Source organism: Neisseria macacae ATCC 33926 (assembly GCF_022749495.1).
Taxonomy (GTDB): Bacteria; Pseudomonadota; Gammaproteobacteria; order Burkholderiales; family Neisseriaceae; genus Neisseria; species Neisseria macacae.
Genome location: NZ_CP094241.1, coordinates 1,142,999 through 1,159,118 on the forward strand (window position 1 = coordinate 1,142,999; position 16,120 = coordinate 1,159,118).

A 16,120-nucleotide genomic window follows, 5' to 3' on the forward strand; every position below is an offset into this window, starting at 1 on the left:
CCCGCCATTTTTTATTGTCTATGAGTAACGGAATCCATATGGCAGAAGACAAACAAAGCGCCGCCTACGCAAACGCCCTGCGGCAGTTGGGCGAACTCATCGCGCATCTGCGCAGCAGCGGGGAAGTCAGCTGTGCGGTGGCGGAACAAGAAGACCTGATGCTGATACGGCTTGCCGATTTGAAAATCGATTTGAGGCCGAATGATGAAAAGGCGATAGCGGATATCGACCGGTTTTACCGCCGCCATTTGGGCGACGGTAAATGAAGACGGATAATGCACAAACGCGTGATGAAGGTCGTCTGAAATCTCTATTTTACCCCTGCCTGTTTTTTGGGCAGTCTTATTTTCCCTTTTAGTATCAACCGTTAATCCGATATATCCACAACTGGATTCACATAAAGCAAGGATAACTATATTTTTGCGGCATAGAGGCTTTGGGGTCGTCTGAAAAGCCAATTTTTCCATACAGCAAACACATTTACTCAAACGGCTTTTTCTGCCAATAAAACTTATCCCTTTTCAGACGACCTTTAAAGATTTCATTACTGCCCAACTCAAACACTAATGTACCCGACAAATCCGTCCGCAACAAAGTCGCGCCGTGTGCGCGGACGCGGTTTTGGACGGCGGGAGTGGGGTGTTTGTAGGCGTTGGCGTAGCCGCTGGAAGCGACGGCGTATTTGGGGGAGACCGTGTTCAGGAAGCCGCCGGATGAAGCCGTATTGCTGCCGTGGTGTCCCAATATCAAAATCTGGCTGTACAGCGAGCTGCCGTAGCGTTCTACCAGCCCCGCTTCGCCTTTGACGCCCAAATCGCCCGTAACCAGCAATGCCTGTCCGTCGGAAACGACGCGCAAGACGCAGCTTCGGTCATTGTCTTCACCGACCGGGTTTTCAGACGACCTCAATAACTCGAAATCCACGCCGTCCCATTGCCATTGCGCTTCGGCGCAAAATTTTGCGTTCGGATAAAACTCAGGCTGTCCCGCCAGCGTTTCGCCGATTTCAATATCGGAAACGGCGTCCAAACCGCCGTCGTGGTCGCTGTCGTGATGCGACAGAATCAGCGTGTCCAAACGGCGTACGCCCATGGCGTTCAGGCTTGGCACGATACCCGTTTGCGCCGCCTGCGCCGTACCCGTGTCAAACAGCAGGTTGCGGTCGCGCGTCTGTACCAACACCGACAAACCCTGTCCCGCATCCATCACCGTAATCCGCGCCAACCCGTCGTCCAAGCGGTTGGGGCGGTAAAACACAAATCCAGCCAACACCAAACACGCCCAAGGCCGCAAACCCAGACCGCGCGGCAACAGCCACAGCAAAGCCGCTGCAAAAGCCAAAACCAACAGCGGCACAGGCGCGGCGGCTACGGCAAATTCAGGCGACACCTCCGCCAGCCAAACCAAGCCGCGCAAAGTGTATTCCGCCAAACCTGCTGCCGCCCATTGCAAAGGCGCGAACGGCAACACCGACCCCAGCAGCGCCAAAGGCGTCAATACCCAAGAAAACCAAGGAATCATCGCCGCATTGACCAAAGGGCTGATGATGGGCAACGACGCAAAAATATAGCCCAACAATACCACCGACAACACCGTCGCCGCCCATTGTCCGCGTACAGCCAAACGCCAGCCGCATTCTTTCAGACGACCTGCCGAAGCCCAAATCAAGGCGGCAATCAAGCCGAACGACAGCCAAGTGCCAACACCCAAAACTGCCAATGGATCAAGCAGCAACACCACCGCCAAAGCCTGCCACCACGCCGTCCAGCCCGAAGACAGACTGCCGCGCCACCAAGCCCAGGCAAACGCCGCCAACATCAAAACGCTGCGCTGCGTCGGTACGGAAAAGCCCGCCAGCAGCGCATAAAACAAAGCCCCTGCCGCGCCGCCCGCCAAAATCCACACGCGTGGTTTTGCCGGTATCCAAGGCAGTCGTCTGAAAATCAGTTTGACCAGCCAACCCGCCAACACCGCCACCATCGTAACGTGCAGCCCCGAAATACTGACCAAGTGCGTCAAACCCAAAGGTCGGAACGCCTGCCACAGTTCGGGCCTCAACGCCGATTGTTCGCCTATGCTCAAAGCCCGCATCAGACCGATACCGTCCGAAAAATCCGGACTTCTCGCCCCGACAGCCTGCCAACGGCGGCTGACTGCATCGCGCCACACCGCCAAGCCGACACCGCCGCCCTCGCGAACCAAGCTCCTGCCTTTGCCCAGCGTACCCGCGCCATCCAAACCGTTTGCCAACGCCCAAGCCTCGCGGTTCAGCCCGCGCAGGTTCACTTCGCCGATAACCGGTTTGAGCCGTGCCGACACTTTCCAGCGGCTGCCCACCGCCCAATCGCGTTTCTGATAATCCGACAGCAATAAATCAAACCGCCGCCCATCCTCCGTCCACGCCTTCGCCGCAAACTGCACCCGCCGCCCGTCGCCGCGCGGCATATCTGCGACTTCAACCGTCAACACCGACTCCGAAGCCCCGTTCAGCGGCCATTGCGCCGACAAAGCCGCTTCCGTCCGAAACACGCCGTAAGCCGCGCCGAGCAGGACGCACAGCATCATTCCCGCCACCGCAAACCGCCGCGAAGCCGCCAGCAAAACCAATGCCGCCGCCAGCCACGCACTCCAATGTGGTACAAACGGCAAAGCGAACGAAGCGATGACGCCGACTGCCCAAAACGGCAATCCATAATATTTCAGCAAAACTGTTTCCCTTTTTATTATTAGTTTTGAAATTAGGTGGAGATAATAATTGAATTTCCTACAAACGTCATGAAAAAGGTCGTCTGAAAACCTGAATCTCAAGTTTTCAGACGACCTTTCGTCTTAGGATTTCAATATTTCACATCGGCAACGCGGTTTTATAAATCCTGCAAACGCTCGACCGAAGGGGCGTAGTAATATGCGCCTGATACAGCAGTAGAAAGATGCTTGAGCAGCAGGTCGGTTTTGCCGTCGGCATCGCCGAACATGCTCAAGAGCTGTACTTCGATGTTGTGCAGGGTGTGGCAGTAGGCAGTGAACATCAGACCGTGTTCGCCGCTAATTTTGCCGAAGGGCAGGCTGCGGCGGACGATTTTCAGACCCACGCCGTTTTCTTTCAGGTTGACGCGCCCCAAATGCGAATCGGGCAGGCGAACGTCTTTGCTGAATTCTTCGTTGGCTTCTTTGCTGCGACCGACGCTGGCTTCTTGTTCGGCAACAGGTACGGCATCCCATTTTTTCAGGTCGTGCAGATATTTTTGCAGCAGGACGTAGCTGCCGCCGGTATCGGGTTGGCCTTCGGGAATAATGGCGACATCGCGGACTTTTTCATCGCCTTGCGGGTTTTCAGTGCCATCGACAAAGCCGTCCAGTCCGCGGTCTTCATACAGGCGCAAACCGTGTTCCTCGGTGGCGATGCTGATGCTGTCGCCGAACGCGGTCAGGACGGATTGGGCGAGTGCGAAGGCTGCGTTTTGGCGGTAGGCTTGGATATGGATGTAGATATCGTGCTGGGTCGCAGGGGCAAGGCCGTTGCCCATAACGGGGAAGGGCTTGATTTCGCTGCCTTCTTCTGCGTGTCCGAACGCTTTCCATGCGTCGCTGCCGAAGGCGATGGTCATGCCTAAAATGTCTTCGGGAAAGCGGGTTTTGAGTTTCTCCAAGGCTTCAAGCGAGCTTCGGCAGGCGGTTTTGATGTCGTCGTAGCGACCGTCGCGGATGTCGGCTTCGATGAATATGCCGGCTTGGGCGTGGTCGGGGATGATGGCGGTTTGTGGGCGGGGCATTGTGTTTCCTTTTCTGTTTATTGAGTTTTTCGGACAATATTATAGCACTTAAGGTTTTCAGACGACCTCGTCTGAAAGGGCGGATATGATAGAATCCGCCGTTTGTGTTTTGATTTCCAACAGGTTCGCTTTATGTTCGGCACGATGTTTTTGATGATGATTGTATTGCTCCAGCTTTTTACGTTCGGGCTGGGGCGTTCGTTGCAATGGCTGTTTGCGCCGGTGGTCGGCAAGGCGGGCAGGCGTTGGCTGATGGGGGTGTCGTATTTCGTGACCAACGGCCTGCTGGCGGGGCTTTTGTTGGAATTGGGACATTTTATGTTCCGCATCATGGCATTTTGGATGGTGTTGCTGCTGTTTGTGATGTATGCGGCGCTGGCGACGTTTGTCCTGTTTCTGCTGCTACGCAAATTCGTGGCCAGCCGGTCGCTGTCGCGCAGCCTGCGCTTGTTTGCGCCGCTGTTTGTGTTCGGCTTGGTCGGCTTTGGGATGTACAACGCTTATACGCCCGTCGTCCGTCATCAGACCGTCGTGATCGATAAGAAAATGGACAAACCGCTGCGTATCGGCATGGCAAGCGACCTGCACTTGGGGATTTTGTTCGGCGCGCGGCAACTGGATAAGCTGGTGGACATCATGAACCGCGAAAAAGTCGATTTAATCCTGTTGCCGGGCGATTTGATGGACGACAACGTCGATGCCTACCGCAAAGAGAATATGCAGCCGCATCTGGGTCGTCTGAAAGCGCCGTTGGGCGTTTACGCGACTTTGGGCAATCACGATATGTTTGGCGACAGCGCGCGCATCCGCCATGATCTTGAGGCGGCGGGCATTACCGTACTTGGCAACCAAGTGTTGCAACACGATGCTTTCCTGCTCGTCGGCCGCAACGACGATGTGGACCACGACCGTCCGTCTGTTTCTCAGTTGCTGGAAAACCACAATACCGACCAGCCCGTTTTCCTGATGGACCACCGCCCGACCGAAGTCGAGGCGCACGCCAAGCTGCCTATTGACGTTCAAGTTTCCGGCCATGTCCACAACGGTCAAATCGCACCGGCAAACCTGATTGTACGCACCCTCTACCGCCTTGCCTACGGCTACGAGGAAATCGGCGGAAGACATTTTTTTGTCACGTCCGGCTACGGTTTCTGGGGGATTCCGCTGCGCTTGGGTTCACAGTCGGAAGTGTGGGTAATTGATGTGAAAGGGAAATAGCGGTATTGCAAAATGAAAAGATAAAAAGTACAGGCTTGCCGTCTTGCCGTTGCGCAGCCTGTATTTTTTATTTGTTGTGAAATGTTATGACGTGCGCGGCTTTGCTGTTTTTAGAATATGGTTCCAATCTATTGAATCAATCGGAAAAGGAAAATCAATAGAAAATTACCAAATAAAACCGTTCGAACCGATCTTGCAATGCAAACTGTTTTTATTTATATTTACGTTTAAGAATAAAACACACTATCAATACTGAGCGAAAGAAAACACGGAGCACATCATGTTTGTTTGCATTTGCAACGCCATTACCGACCACGACATCAAAGAAACCATCGCTGCAGGCGCGAGTACCATGAGCGATTTGCAGGCTCAATTGGGCGTTGCCACTTGCTGCGGCTGCTGCGGCGAACTGGCGGCTTCCTTCCTGAATGCCAACAGTGCACAAACGACAGTTACCGCCGGTATCAATGTGCAATCCTAATCTTGTCTAAAGCATTATCAAAGGTCGTCTGAAACCGAAATCAAGGTTTCAGACGACCTTTGCATTGACGGCAGCCTTTATCTTACAATCCGTTTTTCGTTTACCACACCGCAAAGCATCCGCTATGAAGCTGACCCTGATGTTTCGAGAATATTGCAGTCTCTGTCACAAAATGCGTGAACAGCTCAAGCCGTATCAAGAGGCATTCGGTTTTGAGTTGGAAATCTTCGATGTCGATGAAGACCCTGTTTTAGAAGAAAAGTATAACGAACTTGTCCCCGTGTTATTGGATGGGGACGAAGAAATCTGCCATTGGTTTTTGGATGAGGAAAAACTGAAGGTATGGTTGGAAGGGAGGAAGAAACCGACCGCACGAGCATAGTTTGTTGTTCCATCCTGATGTGCAGTGAATCCCTTATCAATAAAAAGGTCGTCTGAAAAAAACAAACGGAGTTTTTTCAGACGACCTTTTTGCTATGTTAAAACCGGATTATTCCGCCTTCAAACCTGCCACACACTGCCTGTCGCGATCTTCAAACGCTTGCGCGCCGCCAAGCAGGTCGAGCTGCTCTTGCGGGCTGAGTTTGCCCAATGAACGGATTTGCTCTTCGGAAAGTTTGTCCAAAGGCTTGTCCCACATGCAGGTGCAGTAATCGGTGGCGAGTTTGCTGTTGTTTGAATCCAAGCCCCTTTCTTTCAAATCGTTTTGCCATTTTTCGGCAAAGGGGATGTTTTTCACGCAAGATTCAAAGATGTTCTGCTTCGCCTGCGGTTTGGACATGGCGCATTGCGAGAGCAGGGCAGTCGCGGCGAGCAGTGCCAAAATGACCCATGCCCAAATGCGGATGGTGCGGATTTTGGCTTTCGCTTTTTTACGCGCCGCGGCTTGCTCTTCGGCGGACATTTCGTTTTTCGGCTCAGTCATGCAGGCTTTCCATACGGATCATGGTGATCGGTTTTTCCACGCAGTTTAATGCTTCAATGGCGGCAATCGCGCGTTTGATGTGTTTCTCGACTGTGCTGTGGGTCAGAATTACGATTTCGGCGGTGGTTTGGTCGATTACACCTTTTTGGATTAAGGCCTCGATGGACACGTTTTCTTTTGCCAAAAGCGCGGCGATTTGTCCCAGCGTACCCGGTTCGTCTTTGGCTTGGACGCGCAGGTAGTAGCTGCTGGTGATTTCGTCCATAGGCAGAATGGTTTGCGCTTGGACTTGCGCGGGTTGGAATGCCAAATGCGGTACGCGGTGGTCGGTATTCGCTTCAATCAGGCGGGCGATGTCGATGATGTCGGCAACCACGGCGGAAGCGGTCGGCAATGCGCCTGCACCTGCGCCGTAATATAAGGTTTCGCCGACCATATCGGCGTTGACGCGCACGGCGTTCATCACGCCGTTGACGTTTGCCAATAGGCGGCTTTCGGGAATCAGGGTCGGATGGACGCGCAATTCGATGCCTTTGTCGGTTTTGCGGGTGATGCCCAAAAGTTTGATGCGGTAGCCGAATTCTTCGGCGTATTTGATGTCGCGGCTGTCGAGTTTGCTGATGCCTTCGAGGTAGCAGGCGGAGAAGTTCATCGGCGTACCGAATGCCAGCGCGCTCATGATGGTGATTTTATGGCCTGCGTCGTTGCCTTCGATGTCGAAGGTTGGATCGGCTTCGGCGTAGCCCAATGCCTGCGCTTCTTTCAATACGTCGGCAAACGCGCTGCCTTTTTCGCGCATTTCGGAGAGGATGAAGTTGCTGGTGCCGTTGATGATGCCGGCGATGCTGCGGATGCGGTTGGCGGCGAGGCCTTCGCGCAGGGCTTTGATAATCGGGATGCCGCCTGCTACTGCCGCTTCAAATTGCACCATGACGTTTTTTTCTTCCGCCAACGGGAAGATTTCGTTGCCGTATTCGGCGAGCAGTTTTTTGTTGGCGGTAACGATATGTTTGCCGTTTTCAATGGCTTTCAACACAGCGTCTTTGGCGATGCCGGTACCGCCGAACAGTTCGACGACGACATCGACGTCTTCACGCGCGACCAGTTCGAACGGGTCTTTGACAAAGGCTGCGGACGGGCAGATTTGGCGGGCTTTTTCTTCGCTCAAGTCGCATACGGCACTGATGCGCACTTCGCGTCCCAAACGGCGGCTGATTTCCGCCGCATTGTCCTGCAACACGGCAGCCGTACCGCCGCCGACCGTACCTAAACCTAAAAGACCGATGTTTACTGGCTTCATTGTGCCTCCTTGTGAGCCGATTTTCTTAAATTAAAAAGTAAAAACAGAAATTCAGAAAGCCCGAAACGTGCCGCCGCCGCAGGGGATTGATATAGTGGATTAACTTTAAATCAGGACAAGGCGACGAAGCCGCAGACAGTACAGATAGTACGGCAAGGCGAGGCAACGCCGTACTGGTTTAAAGTTAATCCACTATAATGCTGATTTTGCAAGGGCGGAAGACGCAGGCTAAAGTCGCCCATCCTACCTGAAATTGCCTGATTTTGCACCTTTTTTACGGAACGCGGCGAAAGGGCGCAAAGCCTGTTTGAAATAGATGTATCAAGCCGAGAAAGAAACGGAAGAAAAATGCTGATAGAAGAAAACAAAACCGATGAAACCCTAAGCCTGACCGCTTATCGGGCGGGCGCAATCGAAGCGGGCGGCAAAACCTACACCGCGCCCATCATCTGGCGCAACGGCAAAATTGAAGCAATGAACGTGCAAACGCCGTCCGAACTGACTGCCGCCGACCTGTTTCAGACGACCTCCGATTCGGACGGTTTGCCCGAAGTCATCATTATTGGCACGGGGGAGAAGCAGCAGTTCCTCCATCCGAAAATCGCCGCCGAACTTGCCGCACACGGCATCGGGCTGGAATGTATGAACACAGCCTCCGCCTGCCGAACGCTGGTGTTGCTGCAAGGCGAAGGACGCAGCGTTTGGGCTTGGCTTTGGGTGTGAATAGACATCCGCTGGATATAAAAAGGTCGTCTGAAAATTTCAGACGACCTTTGTCTATGAAACAGCCGATACCTTATCCCAATACGACAAACCGTCCGTCAAAGACGGCAGCCAATTCGTTTTCCGAATAGATTTCGGTTTGCAGGGTGATTTTTCCTTTTTTATGGCGCTCAAACATGGTTTTGAGTTTTTGCCACTCTTCAGCCGGCGGACTGCGCGTGATGATGGTCAGATCGCCTCGTGCAGGGCGCAGATAGCGGGTAGTGCCTTCTTGAATGACGATATTGCCATCCGATTCGGGGCAATGGAGATAGACAGTTGCCCAGCCGCCGACGGTTGCCGCCAATGCGATACTGCCGCCGAAGGCAGTATTTTTATGATTGCGGTTGGGGGCGTGGGGTGCGAAAAGTACGGTCTGATCCGCTGTGGTTTCCAAGACGCTTAGCTCGAGCAGGGCGGTCGCAGGGATGTGGGTATGTAGGAAATCTTGCAGGGTTTCGGGGTTCATGGTCGGTATCGGGATGGGTCGTCTGAAAATCAGAGGCAGGCAGCAAAGCCCTATCAATTATAGCGATAGGGTAGTGCAGAGGGCTTATTTTGATTGCTTGTGCTGTCCTGCCAGCCGTACATAATGCGCGGACGAATATTTTAAAAACCCTTTTTCCTTGTCCGTCAGCGGGCGGACTTGTTTGACGGGCGAGCCGACATAAAGATAGCCGCTTTCCAAACGTTTGCGCGGCGGTACCAAGCTGCCAGCGCCTATCATTACGTCGCTTTCGACGACGGTATCGTCCAAAATGGTCGTACCCATGCCGATTAACACGCGGTCGCCGATACGGCAGCCATGCAGCATAACTTTGTGTCCGACGGTAACGTCTTCGCCGATAATCAGGGGCGAACCTTCAGGCTTTTCCGCGTTTTTGTGTGAAACGTGTAAAACGCTGCCGTCCTGTACATTACTGCGTGCACCGATGCTGATGCTGTTCACATCGCCGCGCAAAACGGCATACGGCCAAACGGATACATCTTCGGCAAGCGATACTTCACCGATAATGACCGAAGTTTCATCGATAAGGCAGGACTCGTGGACTTGCGGGGTATGGTCTAAGAAGGGACGGATGGGGTTCATGTGGTTATTTCCTTTGTAAGCAGGGTTTGTTTTAAGAGGAGGTCGTCTGAAACGGATTTCAAGTTTTTTCAGACGACCTTTTTAAATGTTAGGTTTTGAGCCGATCTATCCTTAACTAAAACCACCTGTTAACAGGACATTTTTCTTCATATTTGGCTAAATCACTCGATTTTATCTTGTTTAAAGACACTAATTGTCTACATGATTTTTGAAATCTACCGAAAGATTCGCAATCTCCGGCGACAGAAGCATAAAACCATAGATACTGATCAATTTCTTCCAAGAAAGATAGTTTACAAATATTATCTATTTGATTTTCCATGATTCCATCGGCTACTTCATATTGCTCATTATCAAGTAATTCATCTAAAATTGATTCAAACTCTTCAAAATTTTTAAAAATCATCTCTATATTCTTGATTAATTGAATTATATTTCAGATTCCTGTAAAAGAATTTCCTCTAAAATATTAATTATTTTTCTGCTAAAAGGATGTTCGTGTGTACCCGGTAATATAAGAGTGTAGTAATACACTTCATGAAGTATAAAAATATTCTTTCTCAAGATGTTGCCTTTAGGACAGTCATCATATAGGTCTTCATATCCATCATAATATGCATAATCTGCCATTGTATTCATTCTTAATGATCGATAGTACTGGCATGCCAATGATATTTGGCCTTCTCCATGTTGATCAAGTTTATAGGCATTCTCTTCTGAGAAATTCTCCATTTCATGATCTTTAACATACCCATAAAAAAAACTGCCATCAAATAGTTTGTCATCCTCATAAATAATGCAATTTGGCCATAGCTCAACTATTGCTTTATTGAAACCATTCAAAACAATATCAGGTTTTTTATTTGAGACAACAAAGTATTCTATTCCTGTTATATTCATATCAATAATCCCGTTTTAATTATTTAGCAGTTTTACCATGCTCCAACATTTGGTGCTGAGTTACAAGTAAATTTGTTGGAGAGGCGGTAACGATAAATCTTTCACGATCTCCATCATAAGGACGGGAAAAGAAACTGTCTGATGACAAAAAATCAACCACGGGTTGTGCTGATTCAAGTATTTGATTCCAAGTCTTTTTCATTGCTATTACAGTCTTTAGTAGTTTTGTCTTCTCACAATGTACACCATACCTCTCCAAAAGAGCTTTCAACTTGTGAGATAAAGCTTTGATAAAGCAACACCTAGCATATATCTCATATATGCCCTACAAATGAATTTATTTTTTATACTGAACACAACTTACCTATTTAAATTATTCCAAACGGTAAACCCCCTATACCCACCAGTAATTATTACTTTACTATCCAGGCAATAAAGTAAAATATCCTCATTGTCCATAAAATATACCGCATTTAAAATTTCTTTTAAAAATTCTTTTTGAAAACAGAAGCCTATTTTTGAACTATGGAAAAGCATAAAAATCTCATTTTCACCAATCTCTGCTTTAAGATCAGAAAAAAAACATTCTTTTTCCAATTCTGAGTAATCTAAATAACGATATTTTATAGTTAAATCATGATCAAAATATACAATCCTATCTTCTGTTTTAGAAATATATGTTTCCCAGAATAGTTTAGTTGGATTTTCATCAAAAAACTGTATTTTTTCTAATATTTCTTCACTTATACCAGATGCCTTAAGTTCTACATATGAAGGGTAAAGCCCTTCCTTTGATAATTTATATAATATATCTTTTTTCATTTACTCTCCCTTTCTTAAAGCTGGAATAGAACCATTTCCATTAAAGAAAATATGACCATGACCACAGTTACCTTGAGCTTTGGCTTTTTGACTATAATCTTTCCATTTTATTGGCGTAACAATTCAACAAAATGTCCATATAATATGGCATTGTTTCTTCAAGGAAGTTTACTACACCCTCTTTCGTGAGCTTTTTATCTGCCCCATGTAAATTCTTATCTAGAGCACCCAGACAATTGGTATTACTTACTTTACAACCAATAATGTAGTGCCAATCGAAATCCTCCAAATCCGAGAATTGCTGAGTAGCCATAATCTCCTCCCACTCATCCCATTCGTCGCCTAACAGATATCTGGCTTCTTCCGGAGAAGTGGTAACGATAAATTTTTCACGATCACCGTCATAAGGACGGGAAAAGAAACTGTCTGATGACAAAAAATCAACCACGGGTTGCGCTGATTCAAGTATCTGATTTAAAGTCTTTTTCATTGTTGATTGCCTCTTGACTTAAAATTTACAAGCACCAAGCCCGGGAATATTTGTTTACAGGGCGCGGGCGAGATGAAAAATATTCGGTTTATATTATCTATCTGTCTTTGGGCTGACAACTGTTATAGTGGATTAACTTTAAACCAGTACGGCGTTGCCTCGCCTTGCCGTACTATCTCTGTACTGTCTGCGGCTTCGTCGCCTTGTCCTGATTTAAATTTAATCCACTATATCCAAACAAAAGGGTCGTCTGAAAAGGGCCCCAAGCTTTTCAGACGACCTTTGGTCTTGTACGAACGGTAAGCCTGCCTATAACAGCGGACTCATCAGGCGGACGGTGTTTTCTATCAGCCCGCGGAATTTGGAGCGTTGCTGCCATGCTTTGACGGTGATGTAGCTGCTGTTTTTGAGGTAGTCGCGTTGCAGGTTGCAGATTTGTTTGGTGATGTCGCGGTCGTAGATGGCGAGGCTGATTTCGAGGTTGAGGAAGAAGCTGCGCATGTCCATGTTGACCGTGCCGAAGAGGGCGTAGTCTTCGTCTATGGTCATGGTTTTGGCGTGTAGAAGTCCGCCTTTGAACATGGCGATTTTGACGCCTGCGTCGAGTAACATGGGGTAGTAGGCGCGGGAGGCGTAGCGCACCATGAAGGAATCGACTTTGGCGGGTAGGATCAGGGTAACTTTGACGCCGCGTTTGGCGGCGATGGTCAATGCCATCAGCAGGGGTTCGTCGGGGACGAAATAGGGGGTGGTAATGGTGATTTGTTTGGTGGCGGCGTAAATCGCGCTGATGATGGTTTCGTAAATGACGTGGCTGCCTTGTTCTGGCGCGGAGGGGATGACTTGGGCGACGATGTCGCCCTGCTGCATTTTTTCGGGAAGGATTTCGGGAATGCGCTCTTGCGCCTGCGTCAGATATTGCTGCACGCTTTCGAGGTTTTCGTCGGTTTCGACGGCGAGGTCGGCAAAGAAGACGGCGGAGAGTTCGAGTACCAGCGGGCCGGTGCAGCGCATCATGACGTCCACCCATTCGCCGACGCCTGAATCTTTTTTGAAGAAGCGGGGATCGGCGAGGTTGAAACTGCCGGTGTAGCCGATTTTGCTGTCGATGACGAGGATTTTGCGGTGGTTGCGCAGGTCGGTGCGGGTAAAGAAGGTGCGCCAGACGCCGACGGGCAAGGAGGCGTGGACTTCTATGCCGGCTTCGCGCAGGGTTTCTACCCAGCCGCTGTCGAAAAAGCGGCTGCTGCCGACGGCGTCGGCGAGGATGGCGCAATCCAAACCTCTGTCGGCGGCGGCGAGGAGTTCGTTTAACAGTTCTTCTATCCTGCCTTCGGGTTCGATGATGTAGAAGGCGAGCATGCAGGAATGGCGGGCGGCGCGGATGTCGGCAAGCATGGTGTCGATGATTTCATCGGTGGTGGACAGCAGCGTCATGGCGTTGTTGCGCGTCGCGCCCAGTCCTGTTCCTTTGGCGGCGACTCTGCTGATGCCGTGATAACGGGATTTGACGTTGTCGCCGACGCCGAGGTAAATCTCGGAGAGGTAGCTTTCGGCGAAGCTTTGGTAGAAGCGGTTCATCTCACCCGTACGCTTCGCACGCGCCGTGCCAAGCCGCGGCTCGCCGATAAGCAGGTAGGCGATGGTGCCGAAGACGGGGAAAAGGAAGAGGATAATCAGCCAGGCAAACGTGGAGCCGATGTTTTTTTGTTTGTACAACACGCGCAAGACGCAGCCGAGCGCGGCGCAGGTGTGGGCGAAAATGAAGATTTCCGTCCAGGTGATGTCTTTTAGAAAAGTCATGTTCGATAGGCGGTGGAGGAATGGCGGGAGCGGATGTATAGTGGATTAACTAAATCAGGACAAGGCAACGAAGCCGCAGACAGTACAGATAGTACGGAACCGATTCACTTGGTGCTTCAGCACCTTAGAGAATCGTTCTCTTTGAGCTAAGGCGAGGCAACGCCGTAATGGTTTAAAGTTAATCCACTATATTTTTGAGTCTGACTGGTTTGAGGCGGTAAGGTTCAGATGGTGAGTATATACAAAGGCCGTCTGAAAAACGAGTTGACACCGATAAGTGGGTGTTTTTCGTTTTCAGACGACCTTTTGAGTTTTGTTTTAGCGAAACTCGCTTCGCTCGTTTTCAGACGACCTTTTAGGTTTTTTTATTAGGATTGGGTGCGTCAAAGCACTAAAAGATACAGCCAGTAGGCAAAGCCGCCCAATGCAGCGCCTGCGGGCAGGTCAATCAGGTAGTGCTGTTTGGTAAAGATGCAGGACAGGGCAATCAATACGGGAAAGAGGAACGCGGCGGTACCCAAAGTCGGCAGCGCGTGCAGGGCGGTCAGCATGGCGACGGAAACGTGCATACTGGGGAAGCAGTTGCTGGCTTGGTCGAATTTTTGAACAAACTGTAAAAACCATTCGGACGGTGTTTTGCCGGTATTGATGCTGCGCCAATGCGGCGGAGTGGAAACGGGAAACAGCCAGAAGAACAGCATTTGCATAAACAGCAACATCAGGAAGCTGAACGCCATCATGTTGAAATGGCGGTGGTCGGTGGCGATGATGTTGAGGTAGAGGATGGCGGGGTAGTAAAGAAAGCTGTATATCCACGACCAACGCGGGCGGAAAGGGATTTTTTCGTCTATCGGGGAATTCCAAACAATCTCTTTGCGCAAAGGGTGGCGCTGGGTATAAAAGTAAAACTGATAAGCGCCGATAATCATCACGCCGCTCAATATCAGATTGACGAAATAGTCTTGAAAGTTCATGTGTGTGTTCCTAGAGGGGCTGTCAACATTCAATAGTTTCCGTGTCTTTTTATCCTCAAAGCGGAAGATTCAAGGTGTCCAACCTTGTTGCGGTTTCCGCCTTGAATCTTCCGCTTTGTGAACAAAAATCCACTGGGGAAATTAAATGTTGACAGCCCCTAAAAAGATGGATTTTATTGAAATTGGAAAGGTTGTTTTAAAGAACATCATCATACATGTCTTTTGAAATATGTGAAATCAATCTGATTTGATTTGGGTAAATATGCAGTCAGTTAAATAGAAAATGTCTGATTTTTACTTTTCATCCAATATAAAAGGTCGTCTGAAAACCAAACCGGTAGGCAGTTTGGGTTTTCAGACGACCTTTTACGTTACGCCCAATCAGGCGTGATATTGGCGCGACAGTTCGTGTACGGTATCGACTAAGATTTTGGCGTGTTCGGGGTCGGCGTGTTGGTTGATGCCGTGTCCGAGGTTGAAGACATGGCCGCTGCCGTTTCCGTAGTCGGCTAGGATGCGCGCGACTTCGGTGCGGATGGATTGGGGTGTGCCAAAGAGGGCAAACGGGTCGAAGTTGCCTTGCAGGGCGACTTGGTTGCCGACGCGGCGGCGTGCTTCGCCGATGTTGCACGTCCAGTCCAAGCCCAATGCGTCTGCGCCGATTTCCGCCATGCCCTCCAGCCACAGCCCGCCGCCTTTGGCAAACACGATAACGGGAACGCGTCTGCCTTCGCTTTCGCGTTTCAAACCGGCAACGATTTGGCGGATGTATTTGAGGCTGAATTCTTTAAACGCCGCATCGCTCAGGACGCCGCCCCAAGTGTCGAAAATCTGCACGGCCTGCGCGCCCGCGTCGATTTGGGCGTTGAGGTAGGCGGTAACGGCTTGGGCGTTGGTGTCGAGGATTTTGTGCAGCAAATCGGGACGCGAGTACATCATGGTTTTGATGGTGCGGAATTCTTTGCTGCTGCCGCCTTCGACCATATAGCAGGCGAGCGTGAACGGGCTGCCGGAGAAACCGATAAGCGGTACGCGGCCGTCCAATGCTTTGCGGATGGAGCCGACGGCGTCGAAGACGTATTGCAGTTTTTCCATATCGGGAACTTGCAGCTTGGCAATGTCGGCTTCGTGTTGCAAGGCGCGTTCGAATTTCGGGCCTTCGCCTTCGGCAAAATACAGTCCCAAGCCCATTGCGTCGGGGACGGTCAGGATGTCGGAGAACAGAATCGCTGCATCCAAATCGAAGCGGTCTAAGGGCTGGATGGTCACTTCGGTCGCCAATTCGGTGTTTTTACACAAATCGAGGAAACTGCCCGCTTTCACGCGCGTGGCTTTGTATTCGGGCAGATAACGCCCCGCCTGACGCATCATCCAAATCGGCGTGTATTCGACGGGCTGTTTGAGCAGGGCGCGGAGGAAGGTGTCGTTTTTCAAAGAGGTCATGTGGGGCTTTCGGTTTGTTTGTAAAACGGGGAAGGAAAACGGTTTTCAGACGACCTTTGCGGCGGTTTCCGCAATGAAAGGTCGTCTGAAAAGGGGAGGGACGAGCACATTTGCCTAGGTAATCATCAGTAGATGATTA

General features: G+C 50.3%; 19 protein-coding genes. 5 read left to right on the forward strand and 14 right to left on the reverse strand.

Annotation, left to right across the window (positions count from 1 at the left end):
• Nucleotides 1–38 precede the first annotated feature (38 nt).
• On the forward strand, nt 39–266 hold the full coding sequence (locus tag MON40_RS05525; RefSeq protein WP_039862953.1) for a hypothetical protein: 228 nt from the start codon (nt 39–41) through the stop codon (nt 264–266).
• A gap of 214 nt (nt 267–480) precedes the next feature.
• Here MON40_RS05525 and MON40_RS05530 read toward each other — a convergent pair whose 3' ends face one another.
• Both MON40_RS05530 and MON40_RS05535 read right to left on the reverse strand, forming a co-directional pair.
• Nucleotides 481–2,706 carry a DNA internalization-related competence protein ComEC/Rec2 gene (locus MON40_RS05530; protein ID WP_039862954.1) on the reverse strand — a complete coding sequence of 742 codons (2,226 nt, stop codon included), beginning with the start codon at nt 2,704–2,706 and terminating at the stop codon, nt 481–483.
• 158 nt (nt 2,707–2,864) lie between these two features.
• The gene (locus MON40_RS05535; protein ID WP_003778142.1) at nt 2,865–3,773 is read right to left on the reverse strand and encodes a Dyp-type peroxidase; all 909 of its coding nucleotides are present in this window, start codon (nt 3,771–3,773) and stop codon (nt 2,865–2,867) included.
• A 132-nt stretch (nt 3,774–3,905) separates the two neighbouring features.
• Here MON40_RS05535 and MON40_RS05540 point away from each other — a divergent pair, with 132 nt between their 5' ends.
• The 3 genes from MON40_RS05540 (at nt 3,906) to MON40_RS05550 (ending at nt 5,854) form a co-directional block, all read left to right on the forward strand.
• The gene (locus MON40_RS05540) at nt 3,906–4,991 is read left to right on the forward strand and encodes a metallophosphoesterase (protein ID WP_003778145.1); all 1,086 of its coding nucleotides are present in this window, start codon (nt 3,906–3,908) and stop codon (nt 4,989–4,991) included.
• A gap of 280 nt (nt 4,992–5,271) precedes the next feature.
• The gene (locus tag MON40_RS05545; protein ID WP_003755307.1) at nt 5,272–5,472 is read left to right on the forward strand and encodes a (2Fe-2S)-binding protein; all 201 of its coding nucleotides are present in this window, start codon (nt 5,272–5,274) and stop codon (nt 5,470–5,472) included.
• A 124-nt stretch (nt 5,473–5,596) separates the two neighbouring features.
• Nucleotides 5,597–5,854 (forward strand): glutaredoxin family protein, encoded by a 258-nt coding sequence (locus MON40_RS05550; RefSeq protein WP_003778149.1) that lies wholly within the window; start codon nt 5,597–5,599, stop codon nt 5,852–5,854.
• Nucleotides 5,855–5,962: 108 nt separating this feature from the next.
• Here the strand turns inward: MON40_RS05550 and MON40_RS05555 are convergent, their stop codons facing one another.
• Both MON40_RS05555 and MON40_RS05560 read right to left on the reverse strand, forming a co-directional pair.
• Nucleotides 5,963–6,397: a hypothetical protein gene (locus MON40_RS05555; RefSeq protein WP_003778151.1), complete on the reverse strand. Its 435-nt coding sequence runs from the start codon at nt 6,395–6,397 to the stop codon at nt 5,963–5,965.
• The gene (locus MON40_RS05560; RefSeq protein WP_003778152.1) at nt 6,390–7,697 is read right to left on the reverse strand and encodes a homoserine dehydrogenase; all 1,308 of its coding nucleotides are present in this window, start codon (nt 7,695–7,697) and stop codon (nt 6,390–6,392) included. The genes MON40_RS05555 and MON40_RS05560 overlap by 8 nt, the downstream gene beginning before the upstream one ends.
• A gap of 348 nt (nt 7,698–8,045) precedes the next feature.
• On the opposite strand from MON40_RS05560, the gene MON40_RS05565 reads away from it, so the two are divergent.
• A complete protein-coding gene (locus MON40_RS05565) occupies nt 8,046–8,420 on the forward strand; it encodes an Mth938-like domain-containing protein (RefSeq protein WP_003778154.1) in 375 nt (124 codons plus the stop codon).
• Between the two features lie 73 nt (nt 8,421–8,493).
• Here the strand turns inward: MON40_RS05565 and MON40_RS05570 are convergent, their stop codons facing one another.
• The 10 genes from MON40_RS05570 to hemE form a co-directional block, all read right to left on the reverse strand.
• Complete coding sequence (locus tag MON40_RS05570) at nt 8,494–8,928, reverse strand: YiiD C-terminal domain-containing protein (RefSeq protein WP_003778156.1); 435 nt, start codon at nt 8,926–8,928, stop codon at nt 8,494–8,496.
• An 84-nt stretch (nt 8,929–9,012) separates the two neighbouring features.
• The gene (locus MON40_RS05575; RefSeq protein ID WP_003778157.1) at nt 9,013–9,549 is read right to left on the reverse strand and encodes a gamma carbonic anhydrase family protein; all 537 of its coding nucleotides are present in this window, start codon (nt 9,547–9,549) and stop codon (nt 9,013–9,015) included.
• Between the two features lie 115 nt (nt 9,550–9,664).
• Entirely contained in the window at nt 9,665–9,955 is a 291-nt protein-coding gene (locus MON40_RS05580) for a hypothetical protein (protein WP_003778160.1), read from the reverse strand.
• A 23-nt stretch (nt 9,956–9,978) separates the two neighbouring features.
• Nucleotides 9,979–10,449 carry a hypothetical protein gene (locus MON40_RS05585; RefSeq protein ID WP_242926019.1) on the reverse strand — a complete coding sequence of 157 codons (471 nt, stop codon included), beginning with the start codon at nt 10,447–10,449 and terminating at the stop codon, nt 9,979–9,981.
• A gap of 19 nt (nt 10,450–10,468) precedes the next feature.
• Nucleotides 10,469–10,651 carry a hypothetical protein gene (locus MON40_RS05590; protein WP_003778164.1) on the reverse strand — a complete coding sequence of 61 codons (183 nt, stop codon included), beginning with the start codon at nt 10,649–10,651 and terminating at the stop codon, nt 10,469–10,471.
• A 158-nt stretch (nt 10,652–10,809) separates the two neighbouring features.
• Nucleotides 10,810–11,271 (reverse strand): hypothetical protein, encoded by a 462-nt coding sequence (locus MON40_RS05595; protein ID WP_003778166.1) that lies wholly within the window; start codon nt 11,269–11,271, stop codon nt 10,810–10,812.
• Between the two features lie 91 nt (nt 11,272–11,362).
• Nucleotides 11,363–11,761 carry a hypothetical protein gene (locus MON40_RS05600; protein ID WP_003778167.1) on the reverse strand — a complete coding sequence of 133 codons (399 nt, stop codon included), beginning with the start codon at nt 11,759–11,761 and terminating at the stop codon, nt 11,363–11,365.
• A gap of 309 nt (nt 11,762–12,070) precedes the next feature.
• Nucleotides 12,071–13,564 carry a cardiolipin synthase gene (gene cls, locus MON40_RS05605; RefSeq protein WP_003778173.1) on the reverse strand — a complete coding sequence of 498 codons (1,494 nt, stop codon included), beginning with the start codon at nt 13,562–13,564 and terminating at the stop codon, nt 12,071–12,073.
• A gap of 383 nt (nt 13,565–13,947) precedes the next feature.
• The gene (locus MON40_RS05610) at nt 13,948–14,538 is read right to left on the reverse strand and encodes a phosphatase PAP2 family protein (RefSeq protein WP_003778178.1); all 591 of its coding nucleotides are present in this window, start codon (nt 14,536–14,538) and stop codon (nt 13,948–13,950) included.
• A gap of 381 nt (nt 14,539–14,919) precedes the next feature.
• Nucleotides 14,920–15,981 carry a uroporphyrinogen decarboxylase gene (hemE, locus tag MON40_RS05615; protein WP_003778181.1) on the reverse strand — a complete coding sequence of 354 codons (1,062 nt, stop codon included), beginning with the start codon at nt 15,979–15,981 and terminating at the stop codon, nt 14,920–14,922.
• Nucleotides 15,982–16,120 lie beyond the last annotated feature (139 nt).